Origin of the sequence: Sedimentitalea sp. (assembly GCF_039973035.1) — a bacterium.
In the GTDB taxonomy this organism is placed as follows: Bacteria; Pseudomonadota; Alphaproteobacteria; order Rhodobacterales; family Rhodobacteraceae; genus Sedimentitalea.
In genome coordinates this window covers 416582-436167 of record NZ_JBDWLR010000042.1, presented here as the reverse complement: position 1 = coordinate 436167, position 19586 = coordinate 416582, and the positions used below count along the sequence as shown (strand labels likewise).

The 19586-nt window shown below is 58.3% G+C and carries 18 protein-coding genes; 4 read left to right on the top strand and 14 right to left on the bottom strand.

What is annotated here, in order from left to right; genetic code table 11:
• Positions 1-11: 11 nt before the first annotated feature.
• Both argS and ABJO75_RS10770 read right to left on the bottom strand, forming a co-directional pair.
• Complete coding sequence (gene argS, locus ABJO75_RS10775) at positions 12-1757, bottom strand: arginine--tRNA ligase (protein ID WP_348130474.1); 1746 nt, start codon at positions 1755-1757, stop codon at positions 12-14.
• 142 nt (positions 1758-1899) lie between these two features.
• Positions 1900-3069: a deoxyguanosinetriphosphate triphosphohydrolase gene (locus ABJO75_RS10770; RefSeq protein ID WP_348130121.1), complete on the bottom strand. Its 1170-nt coding sequence runs from the start codon at positions 3067-3069 to the stop codon at positions 1900-1902.
• 82 nt (positions 3070-3151) lie between these two features.
• Between ABJO75_RS10770 and ABJO75_RS10765 the strand changes: the two genes are divergently transcribed.
• Positions 3152-3475: an iron-sulfur cluster assembly accessory protein gene (locus tag ABJO75_RS10765; RefSeq protein ID WP_348130118.1), complete on the top strand. Its 324-nt coding sequence runs from the start codon at positions 3152-3154 to the stop codon at positions 3473-3475.
• Between the two features lie 9 nt (positions 3476-3484).
• On the opposite strand, the gene ABJO75_RS10760 is transcribed toward ABJO75_RS10765, so the two are convergent.
• From ABJO75_RS10760 to ABJO75_RS10750, 3 genes are all read right to left on the bottom strand, one after another.
• A complete protein-coding gene (locus tag ABJO75_RS10760) occupies positions 3485-4402 on the bottom strand; it encodes a DMT family transporter (protein WP_348130115.1) in 918 nt (305 codons plus the stop codon).
• Positions 4399-5475, bottom strand: a complete 1077-nt coding sequence (locus tag ABJO75_RS10755; protein ID WP_348130112.1) for a hypothetical protein — start codon at positions 5473-5475, stop codon at positions 4399-4401. The genes ABJO75_RS10760 and ABJO75_RS10755 overlap by 4 nt, the downstream gene beginning before the upstream one ends.
• A 69-nt stretch (positions 5476-5544) precedes the next feature.
• Positions 5545-6093: a hypothetical protein gene (locus tag ABJO75_RS10750; RefSeq protein ID WP_348130110.1), complete on the bottom strand. Its 549-nt coding sequence runs from the start codon at positions 6091-6093 to the stop codon at positions 5545-5547.
• A gap of 108 nt (positions 6094-6201) precedes the next feature.
• Here ABJO75_RS10750 and ABJO75_RS10745 point away from each other — a divergent pair, with 108 nt between their 5' ends.
• Positions 6202-6540, top strand: coding sequence for a hypothetical protein (locus tag ABJO75_RS10745; protein ID WP_348130107.1), 339 nt, complete (start codon positions 6202-6204; stop codon positions 6538-6540).
• A complete protein-coding gene (gene xth / locus ABJO75_RS10740; RefSeq protein ID WP_348130104.1) occupies positions 6473-7252 on the top strand; it encodes an exodeoxyribonuclease III in 780 nt (259 codons plus the stop codon). The genes ABJO75_RS10745 and xth overlap by 68 nt, the downstream gene beginning before the upstream one ends.
• 9 nt (positions 7253-7261) lie before the next feature.
• Here xth and ABJO75_RS10735 read toward each other — a convergent pair whose 3' ends face one another.
• Both ABJO75_RS10735 and dksA read right to left on the bottom strand, forming a co-directional pair.
• Complete coding sequence (locus ABJO75_RS10735) at positions 7262-8416, bottom strand: FAD-dependent monooxygenase (RefSeq protein WP_348130102.1); 1155 nt, start codon at positions 8414-8416, stop codon at positions 7262-7264.
• 72 nt (positions 8417-8488) lie between these two features.
• Positions 8489-8911: an RNA polymerase-binding protein DksA gene (gene dksA, locus ABJO75_RS10730; protein WP_348130099.1), complete on the bottom strand. Its 423-nt coding sequence runs from the start codon at positions 8909-8911 to the stop codon at positions 8489-8491.
• 184 nt (positions 8912-9095) lie between these two features.
• Between dksA and ABJO75_RS10725 the strand changes: the two genes are divergently transcribed.
• The gene (locus ABJO75_RS10725; RefSeq protein WP_348130096.1) at positions 9096-9935 is read left to right on the top strand and encodes a MoxR family ATPase; all 840 of its coding nucleotides are present in this window, start codon (positions 9096-9098) and stop codon (positions 9933-9935) included.
• 500 nt (positions 9936-10435) lie between these two features.
• Here ABJO75_RS10725 and ABJO75_RS10720 read toward each other — a convergent pair whose 3' ends face one another.
• From ABJO75_RS10720 to ABJO75_RS10690, 7 genes are all read right to left on the bottom strand, one after another.
• Positions 10436-12856, bottom strand: a complete 2421-nt coding sequence (locus ABJO75_RS10720) for a DUF3772 domain-containing protein (RefSeq protein ID WP_348130093.1) — start codon at positions 12854-12856, stop codon at positions 10436-10438.
• Position 12857: 1 nt separating this feature from the next.
• Positions 12858-13892 (bottom strand): cysteine synthase A, encoded by a 1035-nt coding sequence (locus ABJO75_RS10715; protein WP_348130091.1) that lies wholly within the window; start codon positions 13890-13892, stop codon positions 12858-12860.
• Between the two features lie 72 nt (positions 13893-13964).
• A complete protein-coding gene (locus tag ABJO75_RS10710; protein ID WP_348130088.1) occupies positions 13965-15086 on the bottom strand; it encodes an NUDIX domain-containing protein in 1122 nt (373 codons plus the stop codon).
• Between the two features lie 20 nt (positions 15087-15106).
• Positions 15107-15547: a TrgA family protein gene (locus tag ABJO75_RS10705; RefSeq protein WP_348130085.1), complete on the bottom strand. Its 441-nt coding sequence runs from the start codon at positions 15545-15547 to the stop codon at positions 15107-15109.
• A 15-nt stretch (positions 15548-15562) separates the two neighbouring features.
• The gene (locus ABJO75_RS10700) at positions 15563-16771 is read right to left on the bottom strand and encodes a cyclopropane-fatty-acyl-phospholipid synthase family protein (protein ID WP_348130082.1); all 1209 of its coding nucleotides are present in this window, start codon (positions 16769-16771) and stop codon (positions 15563-15565) included.
• 77 nt (positions 16772-16848) lie between these two features.
• On the bottom strand, positions 16849-18270 hold the full coding sequence (locus ABJO75_RS10695; RefSeq protein ID WP_348130079.1) for a deoxyribodipyrimidine photo-lyase: 1422 nt from the start codon (positions 18268-18270) through the stop codon (positions 16849-16851).
• Positions 18271-18318: 48 nt separating this feature from the next.
• Positions 18319-19542, bottom strand: a complete 1224-nt coding sequence (locus ABJO75_RS10690) for an aminotransferase class V-fold PLP-dependent enzyme (RefSeq protein WP_348130076.1) — start codon at positions 19540-19542, stop codon at positions 18319-18321.
• Between the last annotated feature and the right edge of the window lie 44 nt (positions 19543-19586).

Genomic DNA, 19586 nt, shown 5'->3' with positions numbered 1-19586 from the left:
GGGCGAAATTGTTATCGCATCTCCTGCGCCGGTGTAACGCCGAGAATACCAAGACCTGAGGAAATAACAACGGAAACGGCACGGGCAAGCGCCATTTTTGATTGGCTGGTGGCGATATCGCCCTCTTGGATGAACCGCAATTCGGGAAATTCGTTGCCCCGGTTCCACAGCGCGTGAAAGTCTCCGGCGAGTTCATAGAGGTAGAATGCGATGCGATGCGGCTCGTTCGTGCGGGCGGCGATTTCAACTAGACGCGGCCATTCCGCGAGCTTTTTGGCGACGTTCAGCTCTGCCTCATGGTCAATCACCGCGAGGTCTGCCCCCGTCAGCGTCGCGTCATCCGTCGCGATCCCGGCCTCCGCGGCACGGCGCATCACGCTCATCACGCGGGCATGGGCGTATTGCACATAGAAAACCGGGTTCTCGCGCGACTGTTCCAGCACCTTGTCGAAATCAAAGTCCAGCGGCGCATCGTTCTTGCGCGTCAGCATGACAAACCGGGTCACATCCGGCCCGACCTGATCCACCACATCGCGCAGAGTCACGAAGTTGCCGGCCCGTTTGGACATCTTGAACGGCGCACCATCCTTGAACAACCGCACCAGTTGGGCAAGTTTGATATCCAGTGGCACCGTGCCGTTTGACAGCGCAGATACCGCTGCCTTCATCCGCTTGACATACCCACCATGGTCCGCGCCAAACACATCAATAAGCGCGTCGAACCCTCTGGAAACCTTGTCATAATGATAGGCGATATCAGGCGCGAAATAGGTCCAGCCACCATCAGACTTCATGATGGGGCGGTCTACATCGTCACCGTGATCGGTCGACTTGAACAACGTTTGCTCACGCGGTTCCCAGTCTTCGGGCGTTTTGCCCTTTGGCGGCTCGAGTACCCCGCGATAGATCAGCCCCTTGCCGCGCAAATCCTCGATCGCGGCTTCAATCCGGCCAGTGCCATAAAGCGACTTCTCGGAAAAGAACACATCCATTTCGATGCCCAGAGACGCGAGATCCTCACGAATGAGTGTCATCATCGCGTCGGTTGCATAATCGCGCAGGGTCTCCAGCCAGAAGCTCTCGGCCTGATCGACCCAGATGTCGCCCTTTTCCCGCGCCAGCTCTTCGCCCACGGGAATGAGATAGTCGCCAGGATAGGTGCCGTCCTCAAACGCAACCTCCTGCCCGAGGGCTTCGAGATAGCGCAGATAGACAGACCGCGCGAGCACATCGACCTGCGCCCCGCCATCGTTGATGTAATATTCGCGGGTCACGTCATGGCCCGAGAACTGCAGCAGGCTGGCAAGCGCATCGCCAAATACCGCGCCGCGTGTATGGCCCACATGCAGAGGGCCCGTCGGGTTTGCGCTGACAAATTCGACATTGACCTTACGGCCCTGCCCCATGTCCGATCGGCCAAAATCAGTTCCGGTTTTCAGGACTTCCTCGATCACTCCCTGCCAGACCGCCGGTGCGAGACGCAGGTTCAGGAAACCCGGCCCCGCCACGTCAGCAGCTTGGATACGGCTATCCGCGACCAGCTTGCCTGCAAGCACTTCTGCGATGTCACGGGGTTTCATTCGGGCGGCTTTGGCCAGCACCATCGCGGCGTTGGTCGCCATATCGCCATGCGCCGCGTCGCGAGGAGGCTCGACTGCGACATTCTTGAAATCGAGACCATCCGGCAGCGCACCATCCGCGACCATGGCATCAAGGCTGTGCAGTACAAGTGTGCGAATATCGGCAAACAGGTTCATCTTGGCATCCTCAGGGCTTTGGCGCGGTGTATCATGCGCGCCGGGACGGTCAATGCTCTGCATCTTCGCGAGGTACCGGAAGTCCACACCGCTCTGGTACAACATTGGCGCATGGCCGGGTTTTGATCCGGTTCGGAGGTCTCTAGAGAGGGGCCCGCCGATCGGTCCCATCATCAGACCGGCACAGCCGCGCATGTTCTTGCAGTGCGAACCGATCGGTCATCCCGGCGATGTAATCCGACACGATCCGGGCCAACGCGGTCTTGCCGTCAACTTCGTCAACGTCCTTGCGCCATTGTTTTGGCAATTGATCCGGGTGCTCCATGAAATAGGGGAACAGATCGGTCACAACATCCGTCACCTCGGCCCGCATGACGACGACACTGGGCGCGCGGTACATCCGTTCGAACAGGAACTGCCGGATGATCTTGAGATCCGCAAAAATCGCATCCGAGAACTGAACAATCGCATGTCCTGCATGCCGCACGTCCATGGCACTCTGCGGATTCAGCGCGGCCAATCGATTCTGTGCCACGGTTATGACATCCTCGACCAAAACCCCAAAGAAACGGCGCAGCGCCTCGTGCCGGCGGCGATAATAGTTCAACCCCGGATAGAGGCGATCAACCTCAGCGAAATTCTGTGCGAGAATCGGCAGCTCGGCCAGCTCATCCGTGGAAAACAGCTCGGCACGCAATCCGTCGTGCAGGTCGTGGTGGTTGTAAGCCACATCATCTGCGATCGCGGCCACCTGCGCCTCAGCACTGGCATAGGTCTCAAGCTCCAGATCGTGCCGCTGGTTGTAGTCTTCCAGCGCCCAGGGGATCGGCGTCGGCACCGGGCCATTGTGCTTGGCAATTCCTTCAAGGGTTTCCCAGGTCAGGTTCAGACCATCAAAGTCCGCATAGTGCCGTTCAAGGTTGGTCACGATGCGGATTGCCTGCGCATTATGATCAAACCCGCCATAGGGTTGCATCAACGCATGCAGCGCGTCCTCGCCCGTATGTCCAAACGGTGTGTGGCCAAGGTCATGCGCCAGCGCCACCGCCTCGGTCAGCTCCGCATTCAGCCCCAGCGTGCCGGAAATCGTGCGCGCAACCTGCGCAACCTCGATCGAGTGCGTCAGTCGGGTGCGATAGTAATCGCCCTCATGTTCGACAAACACCTGTGTCTTGTGCTTCAGCCGCCGGAAAGCGCTGGCATGGATGATCCTGTCCCGGTCGCGTTGAAAACAAGAACGAAAGCTGCTCTCCTCTTCCGCAACCAGCCGTCCCCTGCTGGTCATCGGATCCGAGGCAAAGGGCGCATGCATGATCGGTTATCCTTGTCGCCTGTCCTTGGGATTTCTATATGATAGGAAGACGCCTATTGAAACCGCTGCGGAGTAAGCGACGATGAACCTGCCCCCAAAAGTCACAGACCGTGCCTTTGCCCGGCTTGCCGAAATCGGTGCATCGGATCAGGGTCAGGCCCTGCGCGTGGCCGTCGAAGGCGGTGGATGCTCGGGGTTTCAATACGAAATTGCGCTGGATGCGCCGGCCGAGGACGATCTTGTTCTCGAAGGTCAGGGCCAGAAGGTTGTCGTTGATACCGTGTCGCTGCCATTTCTGGAAAATGCAGTGATCGATTTCACCGAAGAACTGATCGGCGCACGCTTTGTGATCGAGAACCCGAACGCAACCGCATCGTGCGGATGCGGCACGTCTTTCTCAATGTAAGTCAGCTCTCTACGGGTCGGTCTTGAACCTCGGAATACGCCATGAAAGGCTTGGCATCGTGCTTCGGCTTCCCGCCGGTGTGAATTGATCCCAGACCAGAAACAAGCCGCTGCCGATCACAATGGCGACCCCAAGATATGTGCCCGGCGCCGGGAATTCGCCAAAGAACACCGCCCCGAGAACGACCATCCAGACGAATTGCAGGTTCATCAACGGCGTCACTGCATAGGCCGCCAGCAGGCGCAGCGCCACGACGAGTAGCCACCGCGCGCCGAACAGCAGCGCCGCATAAGCGACGACAAGGCCCAGATCGGCCAACGGCATGGGCTGCCATACAAACGGCAAGGCCAGCGCCATCACGCCAAAGATGGCCAGATTCGGATAGAACACCTGCGCCAGACTGTTGGCTTCGAATCGCCCGATATAGCGGGCCATAATCATTGACAGGGTGCCGAAAATCGCCGCCGCCAGTGCAAATCCGTGGCCCATCGTCGCCGCTCCCAACCCAGTTGGAAACAGACACATCACGCCGATGAAGCCAGCGACCAAGGCCGCCCATGCTGCCGGACGAACGTGCTCTCCAAGGATCAGGCCAGACATCAAACCGGCCAGTATCGGCATCAAACCGATGAACAGAAAGACCTCGGCAAAAGGAAGATGGCGAAACGCATAAAAGAACGACACGGCAGCCAGAACAGTCGCCCCTGCCCGGAGCGCCATCGCGCGAGGACAGGTGGTGCGGAACCCGCGTTGTTGTGATCGATGCCGGTCGGCAAATGCGCAAAGCGTGACGACGATCAATCCCGAAAGACAGAACAGCTGTGGTGCCGAATAACCGCCAGCGATCAGTTTGGTGATCGCATCCGCAGACGAAATCAAAGCCGTGTAAATGATGACAAGGATTGCCCCGAAGGCGGCTGCCCTCACAGCGCCACCCCGCGCAGGCCAGTGCGCGCAAAACCTGCAAAAAAATCGTCAAACTTGGCGCTGCTCTGTTGTGCTTCGGACAGGATGCCATGCCCGATTTCGGTCAGCGACTCTTCGACATGGGTTCGCATACTGTTCCAGTCCGCGCTGCGGGCGTCCTCGAGCCGGTACATGCACTCCGACATTTCGCGCAGTGGTCCCACAAACGGTTCGGCGCGGTGAAAGGCCATCCGGTCATCGGCGGCTTCCTTATGGAACGCATTCCGCCCAGCGACCGCCATCAGCCAATTGCAGACGAAATAGTCGTGATAGTGGTCTGCCGTGCTCACGTGTGAGCCGGTTTCCACGCCAAAACGATGGGTTTCGCGCTCAAGCCAGTTTTCCCAGATTTGAGACGGTATCTTTCCTGCATACCGCAGGGCCACACAGACTTCGGCGAGCAGATCGGCGTTCTGATCCAGATAGGCGAGGATGCCCGCAAATTCGAGTGACGTGATCGCTGCAGATGAAAGCTGTGGATCGCGTCGTCCATATTCGCTCAGATAGAACACGATGTGGGTCAGTTCGTAAGCAGCTTTCTTGTTGGGCATCGCAAAGGTTTCAGAACGATCAATGAAGCTGCGCACGCGATCTTCCAGCCCGGCGTCGCAAGGGAGCGGATCGATGCCCCGCCTCATCATCAACCGACGTGCCTCAAGCCGTTGCAAATCAGAGAGTTCAGCTTCGGCAAGCCCTTCCTGCGCGACCCAGTTGGCGAGCGCTTCGGCCTTGTTTCCCGGCAGCCCCAGATCTTCGAGATCCAGACAGATCGACAGAAGAAAGCGATAGTATTGTGGAAAGAACCCCAGGCGCTTTTCCACCTGATCGTAAAAACCCTGATGCGGGGCCAGCGCCTGTTCCCCCAGGCGCAACCCGCTGCATTCCAGTATGTTCAACAGCTCGGCGTTTTCCTTGAGCCAGAACACATCATCCCCAAAGCGGCGATATTGCGCGAAACTCGCGATCAGGGCGGCGCGCCGTGCGGCACCGCTTTGACGCTGGGACGGAACGTTCAGATGAATGACATTCGACATTGGGATTCCCCTTTTCAAATGGCGTCTTTCTGAACGCCCCGCTTCCAACTTCAGACGATCAGATCGGGCTTAGCTGCCCGAGGAGAACATCTCGGTACGTTCGCCAAGCGACACATCGCTGCTGGCAACCGGGGCGGAGCCAGAGGAAAACATCTGAGTACCTTCGCCAGTCGCTGCGGCGCTGCTGGCAACAGGGGCGGAACCGGAAGAGAACATCTGCGTGCCTTCACCGGTAATCGCATCGCCACTGGCCATAGGGGCAGAGCCAGAGGAGAACATCTGTGTGCCTTCACCGGTAATCACGTCACCGCTGGCGACCGGAGCAGAGCCGGAGGAGAACATCTGGACCAGATCGCCGGTCAATGCGGTCGACAATGTGGCCGGAGCGGAGCCTGACGAGAACATTTCCACGCCTTCGCCGGTGATTGTTGCGCCCGACGCAACAGGGGCCGAACCAGAGGAAAACAGGGCAGTCGCATCACCGGCAAAAGCGTCGCTCTGGCAAGTTGGAGCCGAACCGGACGAGAACATGGCAGTCCCGTCGCCATCAAACAGGCTTCCGGCCTCTCCATTGGATGTAACATTCTGAAATTCTTCGCTTTTACGTTGAGTGTTCATGGCAGTGATCCTCGATGTTGGAGTTGATTGCCCCTCGACGCTTGCACTCATTGGTAGATTATCAAAGAACTTTTTCTTGGATAGGTTGCAACTAGGCGACTTATCCACATGAGAAATTTTGGCCAGCATATTGACGCTGTAGGAAAACAGCTTGACGCAGAATTCGTTAAAAAAATGTTATCCACATGCCCAAAATGTGTCCGCACCGGCGCGCTTACCCTACGTCATCGCGCCGAATCAGATCGTTTTATTGAACATCTGATCGCCCAACGAATCGAACCGACACAAATTGTGTCGGCACTGCCGCTATCTGGCGACCTTGCCCTGCACGCCCGCATCAGCGATAGAACGACGAGGCGCATCGGGTCCGGGGAACAGCATGAAAATCGCTACATTCAACATCAACGGCATCAAGGCGCGCGCGCAGGCGTTGCCCGCATGGCTTGATGATGCGCGGCCAGACGTCGTGCTGCTGCAGGAGATCAAGTCAGTAGACGAGAACTTTCCCCGCGAACTTTTTGAAGACCGCGGATACAATGTCGCCACACATGGTCAAAAATCCTTTAACGGCGTCGCGATTTTGTCAAAATATCCTCTTGAAGATGTGAGTCGGGGGTTGCCGAGCGATGAAACCGACGATCAGGCCAGGTGGATCGAAGCCACAGTCGTGGGAAAGAAACCCATTCGACTTTGCGGGCTGTACCTGCCCAACGGAAACCCTGCCCCGGGTCCAAAATACGATTACAAGCTGGCCTGGATGGAGCGCCTCCACACACGAGCCGCTGAACTCTTGGCACAGGAGCAACCCGCGTTGATGGCGGGCGATTATAACATCATCCCGCAAGCCGAAGATGCCAAGCATCCAGAGTCGTGGCGCGACGACGCCCTGTTCCTGCCGGAGAGCCGCAACGCCTATCAACGCATCGTCAATCTGGGCTTTACCGATGCCTTCCGGTCACGATCACAGGCACCCGAGCAATACTCGTTCTGGGATTATCAGGCTGGCGCGTGGAACAAGAACAATGGCATTCGGATCGACCACATCCTGCTGACGCCACAGGCCGCCGATCTTTTGACGGATTGCCAAATCGACAAGGAAATTCGCGGCTATGAGAAGCCCTCGGATCATGTTCCGGTCTGGGTCGATCTGGATATCTAGCATCCCGCCTCAGCGGGTTACATCGTGACCATATATCCAGTCATAGCGCCGCGCGATTCTCGGGCCCAGGACAAACAGACCGAGTTGCGCGATCTGGCGCATCGGACTCTTGAAGTGAAAATTCCGAGCATTCTCTGACGCAGCGGCCACGACACTTTGAGTCCGATTTTTTCGCGTGGCTTCGTACTCTGACAGGCCCGTAGCCGTGTCGCTGGCACGGGCAAGGCATTGCGACAGCACCCAGGCATCCTCTAACGCCAGACAGGCACCCTGCGCCATGAAAGGTAACGTCGGATGCGCCGCGTCGCCAACAAGCGCCAGTTGCCCATCTTGCCACCGCCGCGCAACCGGGTGCAGAAACAACGCCCAGAGATGGACGGTTTCCACCGCGGCCAGTTGCTCGGCCACCTCTCCGCCAAATCCCGAGAACCGGGCCCGCAGATCATTGGGATTGCCTTGATGCCGCCACCCTTCCTCGCGCCAATCGGTCCGCTCTTCGACCGCAACGATATTTGTGCGTGTGCCGCCACGAACAGGGTATGTCACGATGTGACGCCCCGGCCCCATGGTCAGCACAGCCCGAGGAGCCATATCGCTTTGCTGTCCGCTGATCGTCGCCCGCCACGCGACCTGCCCTGTAAAAGTCGGGACCTCTGCCCCAACAAGCGTTTCGCGCAGCAGACTGCGCCCGCCATCCGCAGCAATCACCAGATCCGCGTGATGCACGCTCCCATCTGATGTTTCGACAAGGGCTTGCCCGTCACGCACGTCATAAGCCGTAACCTGTTGACCCAGCATCAGGCTGACGCCCGCCCGCTCTGCTGCACTGCGCAGCAAGTCGATCAGGTCGGCCCGATGAAAGTAGTAGGTCGGGCCAGCCACTGGCGGCGGCATTGTCGTGACACGACGACCAGTGCGAAAGTCCCTGATAAGCGTGCCCTCAGCGCGCAGCCCCGGGCCGCCGCCTTGCTGTGGCACAACCCCAAGCGCGCGCAACACCACCATACCATTGGCACTGATCTGCAGACCCGCGCCGATCTCGGTCAGTTCTGCGGCCTGTTCAAGAACCCGGACACGCGCCCCTGCCTGACGCAAGGCGAGCGCTGTGGCCAGCCCGCCGATCCCGGCACCGACAACCGTAACGTTCAGTTCCTTCAGATGCATAAGGAGCAGATCCCACAAAAAACGCCGGAGCAACAGCCCCGGCGCATATCCGTTCGCATCCCGATCAGACGATCAGTCGTCGCGATGTACTTTCTCGCGCCGTTCATGCCGTTCCTGCGCCTCAAGGCTCATGGTTGCAATCGGCCGTGCGTCGAGCCGCTTTAGCGAAATAGGCTCTCCGGTCACTTCGCAATAGCCATATTCGCCCTCTTCGACCCGGCGCAACGCGCTGTCGATCTTGGCAACCAGCTTGCGCTGGCGGTCACGTGTACGAAGTTCAAGTGCGCGATCGGTTTCTTCGCTGGCACGATCAGCCACATCAGGAATATTGCGCGTTCCGTCCTGCAGACCCTCGATTGTATCCCGGCTCCCTGCCAACAACTCGTGCTTCCACTCGATCAGCTTGCGGCGGAAATACTCCAACTGCATGTCGTTCATAAACGGCTCATCCTCGGCCGGACGATAGTCATCCGGCAGAAAAACGTCCTGCTTCATCTTAGCTCCCTCGGATTGGCCAATACTGTCTGACAACGATACTTCCTTAGACATCTGGCTCCTCACTGTGGCTGCATTTAGCTGACACTATTCAGAATGTCACTACACAATCCTGCACGGGTCGGGTTAAAAGCACGGCCAACCGGTTTCCCTCGCGGACCTATCACCAAAGGGTTGTAAAAGCATGAAATTTCAAGGCACCGAAAGTTACGTTGCGACAAGTGACCTGACCATCGCTGTAAACGCAGCAGTCACATTGGAGCGGCCGCTGCTGGTCAAGGGCGAGCCCGGCACAGGCAAGACCGAACTGGCGAGGCAAGTTGCCGATGCCCTCGGGTTGAACATGATTGAGTGGAACGTCAAATCAACGACACGCGCACAGCAAGGCCTGTATGAATACGATGCCGTGAGCCGTTTGCGCGACAGCCAGCTAGGCGAAGAACGCGTGCATGACGTTGCCAATTACATAAAGAAGGGCAAACTCTGGCAGGCCTTTGAAGCCGATGAAAAGGTGGTTTTGCTAATCGACGAGATCGACAAGGCGGACATCGAGTTTCCCAACGACCTGCTGCAAGAACTCGACAAGATGGAGTTCTTTGTCTACGAGACCGGCGAGACAATTCGCGCGCGTCAACGCCCGGTTGTGATCATCACCTCGAACAACGAAAAAGAACTGCCTGACGCCTTTTTGCGTCGCTGCTTTTTCCACTATATCCGCTTTCCGGATGAGACGACCATGCGCAAGATTGTCGAGGTCCATCACCCTGGCATCAAGGAACAATTGCTGACCACGGCACTGACCCAATTCTATGAATTGCGCGATCAGCCAGGGCTTAAGAAAAAGCCATCAACATCCGAAGTGCTCGATTGGCTGAAACTGCTTCTGGCCGAGGATCTGACCGCCGAGGACCTCAAACGCGACGGTGCAAATGCGCTGCCCAAACTGCACGGCGCACTGCTGAAGAACGAGCAGGACGTGCATCTGTTTGAGCGGCTGGCTTTTATGGCACGCAACCCGCGCTAACTTAGCATCAGGCACAGCGCCTTGCTTACTTCGGGGCGCTTAGACATTAGGTCCGCGTGACAACCAGCAGGCTGCCGCGCGTGCCTGAAACGATCATGCAGTCCGTCGGTGCATCAAGCGTCAATTGCAGCTCTGCACGTTCGGGTGATCCTCTGTGATGGCACCAATATGGCTCGTATTGTCGCGAAAACGTTCGCTACGTTCTGCAATTTTTATGTTTTGGTCAGCTATTCTACAGACCGATAACCCGTTGCCACGCCCAAATGCGGTTGGCCACCGGACGGCGTAGAGGCAGGGCCACGCTGCCAACGGCAAGCACAATGCCCTTCGTCGTTGTGCCAAGTGCAACGTACTCTCGTCAAATGTCAGGGTTTTCATCGAGTTCCTGCTCGACCGCGCCGCCCAATCACCAGTCTGTCAAGGGCTTCGATGGAATCACGTTGAGGGCAACAGCAACCCACTGCCCGCCTCATTCGCGATTTCGGGCGTTTCCCAAAGCGTCAATAATCGTCGCCCTCGCCCATATCCCCGTCAGTGAATTCGACGGGTTTCGTCGCAGGAGGCTTCGCAGGCTGCGGTGCGGGGTCACCTTCAGGCGCGGGCGCCCCGGCGAGCGCTTCGGGGTTGCGTAGCCAGATGTCACGTTGCGCAAACGGTATCTCGATCCCTTCTTCGGCGAACCGACGGGCGATCTCGTGGTTCATGTCAGACTTGACCGACAGAACCCAGTTCACATCCCGCAAAATTGCCCGGATCTCGAAATCCAGAGAATCCGCGCCAAACCCCTGGAACACGACGCTTGGCGCAGGACGCGCCAGAACCATGGGATGGTCGTTGGCAATCTCGGACAGGATCATTTCGACCTTTCTGGGGTCGGTACCATACGCGACGCCCACAGGAACGATCACGCGTCCGACGGTATTGCCTCGGGTAAAATTGGTGACCGTGCCGCTGATGAGATCGGAGTTCGGGACGATAACGTCAGTTCGATCAAATGTTTCGATCCGCGTGGACCGAACAGAAATGTCGCGCACATAGCCCATCTGTCCGTTAACGTCGATCCAGTCATCTTTGGAAATCGGCCGTTCAATCAGCAGGATGATCCCCGACACAAAGTTCGAGACGATATTCTGCAAACCAAACCCGATACCGACGGAAAGCGCACCGGCCACATAACCAAGGGCGGTCAGGTCAATACCGGCGCTTACAATCGCAAGAAGCGCGGTTAGGAAGATGCCGATATATCCAACACCCGAGACGACCGCGTTTTGCCCGCCCGCGTCCATCCGCGTCTTTGGCAAGAGCGAGTTGCGCAACCCGCCCTGCAACAATCGCGTCATCGTGTAGCCGATGGTAAAGACCGCGGCGAACACGAGGAATATTGTCGGTGAGATCGTGATGCCACCGACCTCGTATCCGCTCATCAATGTCGACCAGACTTCTTTCAGTTCCGCGAACCGAGCGCCCCAGATTAACGCAAGCACAGGCAAAGCAAGGACAGCCAGAAGGAAACCGACCACGACGATCAGCAAAGAATCTCCGGCAGCCTCGCCCTTGCCCGATACCCAGCCGTAAAGATTGGAGGCAAACCGATGCAGGATAACAAGCGTTGCCAATAAGGCGATCGTCTCGACAGCGGGAAAGACAATCGCATCTGCGGCGGCAACATAGCCGAACGCGGCAAGAATGGGGGACAGCACTCCGAGCAGGTACACGATGCGCTGCACGAGGCTGATAACGCTGGAGAACCCTACCTTGCGCCCCTCTTCATCAGGCTCGCCGGTCTCATCGGCCTTTGATTTTCGCAAGCGCATCATGCGCAGCAAGACCAGACCCGTCGCCAGAATGAGCGGAAAGGAAATAACCGCAAGTGTGCCATCTGATGGATTGTCGATGCGTTCGAACAGACGAATGAGTTCCTGCAGGATCAGGGACAATGCCAGCAAGCCGACGTAGATCCTGTATTGTGTCGCCTTTGTCGCGACAGGACCTTCGGGATCATTGATCTCCGCATAGGTGACAATCTGCCTGCGGATCCAGTCGAGATAGAGGAACACGGCAGCAAGATAAGGTATTTGCTGCAATAGCAACGTACCGCGAACACCAAGGATGCCGGTGAACTGCAGGGCGCCGGAGATGAAGACAACGCCCATCCAAGGGATCAGGATTCGCGTCAGTGAGACCACGAATGTCCAGACACCGCTTCCGGCACCGCCAAGTGCCCGCAGGTAATTTCCGAACCTGTCCGACCAACGCTTTCCCTTGAACAGTAGGATAAGACCAATGACCATCATGCCGATGATCGCAGGCAACCGATCCTGCATCTGGGCCCTGACCGATCCAATAGCGAAATTCTCTATTGTCTCATGGTACAGGCGCTGCAGCGCCAAACGAGTCTCCCTGTAGGCCTCGGGCCACAGGGCCAGATTTAGTGGTGAGGGCCCACGCGCCAACAGTTCTCGCTTGGTACGATCCCAGATGGTCGAGTCGATTTCGCTGATCAGCCCATTGGCGCGGCTGTGTGCTTCTTCCGAAATAACCTGTGGAACGCGCAGATTGTCGAGTTGTTCAGTGAGACGTTGGCGCAGTTGCGCAATGTCCGCCACCTCGGTGGCCCCATCCTCGGGTGCCGGCCCGAGCGCCTCAAGCTGGCTTTGAAGGGTCTCGATCCTGTCGCTGTTTCGCGTACGGCTTACGTTAAACCTGTCGCGGTATGTGGCGATTTCCGCGCGTAGCTGTTCCAGCGACGCGTCGGACGCGCGTTTAGTGTTCAGAACGGTTTCGGCGCGTTGCGCTGTGGTAAGCCACCTGTCGTGAAACGCACGTTGTTCGTCAGTGATTTGCTGAGCGCTCGCGATTGTTCCGACCCAAAGCAGGGCCAGTGACAGAGCTGTAAACAGGACTGCGCGCAGCGACCGCATCTCAGACGTCCTCAAACACGCCCGGAATGGAAACAGGCCCTCTGGTCATCCAAGCAGGCACAGGTAGGTTCTTGTCCTTCAGGAAGGCAGGGTTGAACAGTTTGGACTGATACCGCGTGCCATAGTCGCACAGCACCGTCACGATCGTGTGCCCTGGTCCCAGATCACTCGCCAGCCGCACAGCGCCGGCGATGTTGATGGCAGTTGATCCGCCCATCACCAGACCCTCGTCCCGCAGCAGATCGAACACGTAAGGCAGCGCCTCGTCATCCGATACCTGATACGAGAAATCGGGCTGGAACCCTTTCAGGTTCTCGGTGATGCGCACCTGCCCGATCCCCTCGGCGATGCTGCCCCCTTCGCTCGCAAGCTCTCCGGTGGTGTAATAGCTGAACAGAGCCGCGCCCATCGGATCGGCCAATGCGATCTTGACGCCCTTCGGCTGCAAGGCTTCGGCGACACCGGCGAGCGTACCGCCCGACCCGACCGCACTTACAAACCCGTCGACCCGGCCTTCTGTCTGCGCCCAGATTTCCGGCCCCGTGGTTTCCACATGCGCTTGCCGGTTGGCAACGTTGTCGAATTGGTTCGCCCAGATCGCGCCGTGAGGCTCTGTCTTGGCCAGTTCCTTGGCCAGTCGTTCGGAATAGCGAACAAAGTTGTTGGGGTTTCGGTATGGCGCCGCAGGAACCTGAACCAGCTCCGCCCCCGCGAGGCGCAGCATGTCCTTTTTCTCTTCGCTCTGCGTTTCAGGGATCACAATAACCGTCTTAAAGCCCATCGACGCGCCGACCAGCGCAAGCCCGATACCCGTGTTGCCTGCCGTTCCCTCGACAATGGTTCCGCCGGGTTGCAATTCGCCCTTGGCGATCGCATCGCGAATGATGAACAGCGCCGCGCGGTCCTTGACCGATTGGCCGGGGTTCATGAACTCGGCCTTGCCCAGAATTTCACAGCCGGTTTCCTCGCTGACGCGGCGCAGCCGGATCAACGGGGTGTTTCCTACGGCCTCGGCCAGATCACGTGCGATATGCATGATGCCCTCAAAAGTTGTTCCCGCCCCATCTATCGTCGGCGTCTGCCGATCTCAAGCGTTGACGCGTCTCAGTTACGGGGATGTGCGCAGCCGGTCGCGATGTCGCGCGAGCCATAGCGCGGTGGTGACAAGCGGCATATCCTTATAGTGACCCGCATCGATCCCCTGCATCAGTTCGGAATATCCGATCACCTTGCTGCGGATGTCTTCGCCCTCGTCGGTCCCCCCGGTTCCGGTGACATCGCCACCAAGATCCGCCAAGCCGACAAACAGATGCAGGTATTCGGTCGATGAGCCGGTGCTGGAATACATCTCGCCCGCGGATTCCAGTTGTCCAAGCGACAAGCCCGCCTCTTCCAGCGCCTCGCGCCGGGCGGCGGTTTCCGCCGCCTCGCCGGGTTCGAGCAGCCCGGCAATGGGTTCCCATATCCAAGGCGCCGGGTCGCCCGCCATGAACACGGGGGCGCGAAACTGTTCGACCAGCATCACGCAGTCACGCACCGGATCATAGGGCAGAACCACAGCGGCCTCCCCAACCAATATCGCCGCGCGGTTCAATACCTCGCTCATCGCGCCATCATACTGGCGCACCTGCACATCGATCTCTTGGAGGGAAAAGAACTTGGCATAAGGATGATGATGCGCCGCCACGATCACGTCACGTGACAGGTTCCGCTCAGGATCGGGGGTGCGCCTCCTGCCAGCCACAAGCGCCGAGGCGCGGCGTCGGATGCTGGGAAAGGCAACCGCAATCTCGTCCGCAGACTTGCGCCCATACCACGCCATCACCTCGTCTGCCGCGCAAACGCTGATCTCGGACCAATCGCGCTCCCAGTCGCTAAGGGACCATCGCCGCTCTGACGGGGCGTGATCGGCGTCTGGATAGAACACCTCGGCGCGAACAGTGTCGCCGCTTTCCAGTTCCACCAAAACCGGTCGAACGTCGAAATCAAATCCGCCTTCGTAGAAGCGGAGCCGCTGGGTCTCTTCTTCGGTTACGCCTCGCACGAGGATACCGACGGCCTCGCAACCGGGAGCGGCAGCAAAATGCGGAAACGGGGTTTCATCAACCTGAAACACGCCATGATCTGCAAGACGCGCCGCCTCCGGTGCAGGGTCGGCGACATCGCGCCCCAGCACGATCCGCAAAAGCGGCAAGTGGCGCAGCGTGCCATAGAAAAAGAAATCAGCCAATTTATCATCCATTCCAGAGGTCAGCGCCAACGACGCCATGCAAATTCAGTTGCCAGCCCAGACAGCGCCCCGCCAACAAGGGCGGTCAGAATGATGGTCGGAACCAACAGGATCAATCCGAACTCTGCCCCAATCTCGAGTATCCCTAAAAGAGCCTCGAACGGACCATCAAAACGGTCGTGCATCGCCTGATCCACCATTTCATAGCAAGCCTGCACAAAAAGCCCCCAGAACACGAGCGCGGCAACCCCGGTCAGCCCGTTGTTGATCGCAGAGGTCGCGCCCCGCCCCGCGCGGCTCCCCACGACTTTCCAGCCCACAAGTATGCCAAGCACCATGTTCACGTAGATGAAATTTCCAAAATTCATGCCCTCGGGCATCTGCGGCATGATCTGGCGAGACAGGATATAGGCGAGAATCGCCAGACAGACTGCGGCGACGAGTCGTGACGAAGTTGGCATTCGGCGATTCAGGTCCTAGGCAGGTCGTGTCACCGTTATCTGTGTCACGTCCACATTGGAACTGTCAAAAGCCGCAGCACAGGATGTCAGATAGAAATTCCACATCCGCCGAAACCGATCATCAAAGCCGAGCTTTGCAATTTCGTCCCATCGCTCGTTGAAAGTATCGTGCCAACGGCGAAGCGTTTGATCATAGCTGGGTCCGAATTCAACCGATTTCGCGACCATCAAACCCGCCTCTTCTATCCGTTGCCGCAGGACCGACGGAGCTGGCAGCATCCCGCCCGGAAAGATGTATTTCTGAATGAAATCGACACCGCGCTGATAGACCTCCCATCGGCGATCGGCGACGGTTATGATCTGTAAGGTCGCATTGCGACCCGGCTTTAGCCGCTCCCGCACCGTCTGAAAGAACACCGGCCAGTATTTTTCGCCCACGGCTTCGAACATCTCGATGCTGGCGATGCCGTCATAGCTGCCGGTTTCGTCGCGATAGTCCTGCATCTTGAATTCGACGCGATCACTTAACCCCGCCTTTTCAATGCGCTCCCTTGCGTATTTCAATTGTTCCTGACTGATGGTCAACCCGGTCACTCGCATCCCACGCTCTTTAGCAGCGTATTCCGCAAAGCCCCCCCAGCCGCAGCCGATTTCGAGAATATGATCGCCCGGCTGCGCGCCCATCTGGTCCAACATACTGGCATATTTTGCGATCTGCGCGGTCTCGAGGCTCTCTTGTCCGGTTGTGAACAAGGCACTGGAATAGGTCATCGTATCGTCCAGCCATAAACCATAGAAATCATTTCCGAGGTCATAGTGATACGAAATGTTCTTGCGAGCCTGTTCCCGATGGTTTCGCCGCAACCAAAAGCGAAGCCGTTCATAGGCGCGCACCAGCGACATGCCGGGGAACCCGTCATAGATCGTATCGTTGCCCAGATGTACGAGGTCCATGAAGGCCTGCAGGTCCGGGGTGCTCCACCAGTTTTCAAGATAGGCGTCGCAGAACCCCAGATCGCCTTCGCGTATCAATCGCGCAAACAGGTCAGGATGATGCACATGCAATTCGGCGACTGGACCCGGTTTTGGCCCCTCGGAGCGAAACACCCGACCGTCATCCAGGCGGATATCCAGACGACCACATCCCATCTGCTGCACGACATCCATCGCTTGTGCAAAATATCTGGGCAGGTTCTGCTGCCCGTCAACTGTCGTCAAAATCATCCGATCTTCCCATGCCACTTTCCGAAGTAGAGGTTAATTCCTCTCCAAATTTCAGGCAAGAGCTCTGCGCAGCCCGCCTAGAAGTCACGAGATTGATAGGCAGAGAGCGCCCGTTTTCTGCCCTCGCCCGCCGTCACGACCGGCGACGGATACGGGTTATCGGGCGACAACCCCCAGCGGCGCGGAACGACGTCGAAATAGGCAAGCGCGTCCTTGGGCGGCTCTCCCTGCCCCTCGGCAATCCAACGTCGCGCATAGCTGCGGTCCCGATCGAATTTATCCAGCTGTGTGACCGGGTTGAACACCCTGAAATACGGCGACGCGTCCGGTCCGCAGCCCGCCGCCCATTGCCACCCCATCGCGTTGCTGGCCGGGTCCCAGTCGATCAGGCAATCGGCAAACCAGTCCATCCCGATCTTCCAGTGGCACATGAGATGCTTGGTCAGATAGCTCGCTACGATCATCCGACCTCGATTGTGCATTCGCCCGGTCACATACATCTCGCGCATGGCCGCATCGACAAACTCGATCCCTGTCCGCCCTTGTTTCCAGGCAACCGCGTGCGGGTGATCAGGGTCTGTTTCCCACGGGAACGCCTCCCATTCTTCGCGCCAGTTCGTCGTCAGGATACGCGGCGTATGGTGCATGAGATGATAGGCAAATTCGCGCCATGCCAGCTCCTTAAGAAAGGTTTCTGCCCCCGGCTTGCCTTCGTGACGCGCGCGCAGCCCGGCATGCCAGCACTGGTGCGGGCTGATCTCACCGAGGCTCAGATTTTCAGAAAGGCCCGAGGTGCCATCGACTCCCGGAATGTCGCGTCGTTCTGTGTATCGGTCAACGCCATCCTCGATGAACTGATCGAGCCGTGCGCGGGCGGCTTCCTCGCCCACGCGCGCATGGCTGCCCACGATCTCCGCACCCCGGTACATCGCTGCGCCCAGCTGCCAATCAGACAGGTTTTCCGAGGTTGGCCATTTATCAGGCACCGCCAATTGCGATGGCTCGGGCAATGGCACGTCTACGTCCCGTTGCTTGACCGTATTCCAGTACGGCGTGAACACCTTGTAGTATCCTGCCGTCTTGGTCTGAACGGTCCACGGCTCAAACATCAGATGCCCGCCGAACGACTGCGCCTCGATCCCCTGCTCCCTGAGCGCTGCCTTGATCTTGGTATCCCGCGCCACGGTTTCGGGATCATAGAGGCGCGACCAAAAGACAGCCCCTGCCCCGGTCTCCTTGATCACCTGTTCCAGCACGGTCTGCGCATCACCGCTGCGCAGGATCAATTGACTTGCGTGTGGTTTGAGGTTCTCGGCGAGGCGCGCGACACTGAGGCCCAATCGAAATTGCGGCGCCGCGCCCAGCGATCTGGCCTGCGGGTCCAGAATGAAAAGCGGGATGATCGGACGCCCGGTCTTGCTTGCCGCGCTGAATGCCGGGTGATCGAACAGGCGCAGATCGCGCCTGAACCACATCAATATGGGTGAAGTGCTGCTCATTAAAATACAACCTCTTTCGGATGGATACGCACCACCCCGGACATCGGATCAGAGAACGCGGTCCAACGCGGTCAAAAGCTGATCAATTTCCGCTTTGGAGGTATAATGCGTAAAGCTGAGACGCAGCACGCCAGCGTCCATGTTGACCCCAACCGCTTGCAGCGCACGCCCGGCATAGAAGTCTCCGCCGCCTGCCATGATCCCATGTGTCGCGAGTTCGGCAGCGACCTCTTCGGCATTGCGTGTGAGCGCAAGCGTAACGGTCGGAGCGCGCAGAGCGGCATCGGACGGACCAATCAGACGCACCGCATTGCGATCCTTGACCGCATCCAGAAGTGGTTGCAGCAATTCAATCTCGTGAGCGCGCATAAGATCATGCACAAATGCGCCCCGCTCGGATGGCTTGCCCGTCGGGCCGCCGTGATGTGAACACAGCATATCGACGTAATCCGCCATGCCCGCACTGGCAGCGATCTGCGCATGGTCCGGACCTGCAGGCGTAAACCGCTTGTACAATGCGTCGCCGTTAAAGACATGTCCCTGGTTGGGCAGCATTTCGCCCAGCGTCCGGCGGATAACCATAAGCCCTTGGTGCGGCCCATATGTCTTGTAGGCCGAAAACAGGTAGATGTCCGGTCCCAAACGCCCGACATTGGCAAAGCCGTGCGGCGCGTATGAAACGCCATCGACGCAGACAAACGCACCAGCGGCATGCGCAATCGCGGTGATTTCAGTCACCGGATTGATCTCGCCCACGACATTCGAGCAATGGGGAAAACAAACAAGCCGTACGGTTTCATCAAGCAGATCTTCCAGATCCTCAGGGTTCAGATGACCTGTCGCAGGGTCGATCTGCCACTCGCGGACTTCAATGCCGCGATCAGCGAGCCGCCGCCAAGGGCCGGAATTGGCTTCGTGGTCCTGATTGGTGACGACAATCGCTTCGCCCGGTTGCATCCACGCACCGAAAGCCTGCGCCAACACATAGGTGTTCTGTGTGGTACTTGGTCCAAAGCTGAGTTCATCAGCCTCGACACCCAGAATCGCCGCTATTCGCGTGCGAGCCTCGTCCATCTCTTCGCCAGCCAACCGGCTGGCCTCATAAGGCGCATAGGGCTGCACCTTGCGCTGCGTGTAATAGCGCGTCAGTCGGTCAATCACCGGCGCACAGGTATAGGACCCGCCCGCATTCTCGAAAAACGCCTGACCCTGCAGTGATGGTTCGGAGAACGCCGGAAACTGACCACGCACAAATTCTGTATCCAACGCCATACCATCTCTCCAACTGACCTGTCCTGAAATGGATGCCGTTCCTG

Excerpts from the sequence above, each read along its gene's own strand:
- ABJO75_RS10690 (WP_348130076.1), bottom strand. The coding sequence starts at position 19,542 with ATGGCGTTGGATACAGAATTTGTGCGTGGTCAGTTTCCGGCGTTCTCC.
- argS (WP_348130474.1), bottom strand. The coding sequence starts at position 1,757 with ATGAACCTGTTTGCCGATATTCGCACACTTGTACTGCACAGCCTTGAT.
- xth (WP_348130104.1), top strand. The coding sequence starts at position 6,473 with ATGAAAATCGCTACATTCAACATCAACGGCATCAAGGCGCGCGCGCAG.
- ABJO75_RS10725 (WP_348130096.1), top strand. The coding sequence starts at position 9,096 with ATGAAATTTCAAGGCACCGAAAGTTACGTTGCGACAAGTGACCTGACC.
- ABJO75_RS10770 (WP_348130121.1), bottom strand. The coding sequence starts at position 3,069 with ATGCATGCGCCCTTTGCCTCGGATCCGATGACCAGCAGGGGACGGCTG.
- ABJO75_RS10765 (WP_348130118.1), top strand. The coding sequence starts at position 3,152 with ATGAACCTGCCCCCAAAAGTCACAGACCGTGCCTTTGCCCGGCTTGCC.
- ABJO75_RS10720 (WP_348130093.1), bottom strand. The coding sequence starts at position 12,856 with ATGCGGTCGCTGCGCGCAGTCCTGTTTACAGCTCTGTCACTGGCCCTG.
- dksA (WP_348130099.1), bottom strand. The coding sequence starts at position 8,911 with ATGAAGCAGGACGTTTTTCTGCCGGATGACTATCGTCCGGCCGAGGAT.
- ABJO75_RS10745 (WP_348130107.1), top strand. The coding sequence starts at position 6,202 with ATGAGAAATTTTGGCCAGCATATTGACGCTGTAGGAAAACAGCTTGAC.
- ABJO75_RS10750 (WP_348130110.1), bottom strand. The coding sequence starts at position 6,093 with ATGAACACTCAACGTAAAAGCGAAGAATTTCAGAATGTTACATCCAAT.
- ABJO75_RS10705 (WP_348130085.1), bottom strand. The coding sequence starts at position 15,547 with ATGCCAACTTCGTCACGACTCGTCGCCGCAGTCTGTCTGGCGATTCTC.
- ABJO75_RS10700 (WP_348130082.1), bottom strand. The coding sequence starts at position 16,771 with ATGATTTTGACGACAGTTGACGGGCAGCAGAACCTGCCCAGATATTTT.
- ABJO75_RS10755 (WP_348130112.1), bottom strand. The coding sequence starts at position 5,475 with ATGTCGAATGTCATTCATCTGAACGTTCCGTCCCAGCGTCAAAGCGGT.
- ABJO75_RS10715 (WP_348130091.1), bottom strand. The coding sequence starts at position 13,892 with ATGCATATCGCACGTGATCTGGCCGAGGCCGTAGGAAACACCCCGTTG.
- ABJO75_RS10695 (WP_348130079.1), bottom strand. The coding sequence starts at position 18,270 with ATGAGCAGCACTTCACCCATATTGATGTGGTTCAGGCGCGATCTGCGC.
- ABJO75_RS10735 (WP_348130102.1), bottom strand. The coding sequence starts at position 8,416 with ATGCATCTGAAGGAACTGAACGTTACGGTTGTCGGTGCCGGGATCGGC.